The organism is Borrelia hispanica CRI (assembly GCF_000500065.1).
In the GTDB taxonomy this organism is placed as follows: domain Bacteria; phylum Spirochaetota; class Spirochaetia; order Borreliales; family Borreliaceae; genus Borrelia; species Borrelia hispanica.
Genome location: NZ_AYOU01000053.1, coordinates 1 through 241, shown reverse-complemented (window position 1 = coordinate 241; position 241 = coordinate 1). Strand labels below are relative to the sequence as shown.

General features: G+C 30.7%; 1 pseudogene. It reads left to right on the top strand.

The features are described 5' to 3' along the window. Positions 1-125: 125 nt before the first annotated feature. Positions 126-241: pseudogene (locus U880_RS12050) on the top strand (Bdr family repetitive protein); the annotation flags it as partial.

Below are 241 nucleotides of genomic sequence, written 5' to 3'. Positions count from 1 at the left end.
GGAGATGGCAAAGTTCATGATGATGCTCTTGATGCATTATCAGCTGCATATTTAATTATGTCTTTAAATTATCGTGATAGAAGGCAACATTTTACTAAATTTACTTTCATTTAGCTTATAAGTTATTGTATAATAATTACATAAGGAGATTCTTTATGGAGTATATGCAAATGGAACCTGTAATTACTAGGCAGATGGTATTCAATGAGCTTGTAAAAGCTGGTATTAATAGAGAGATTGC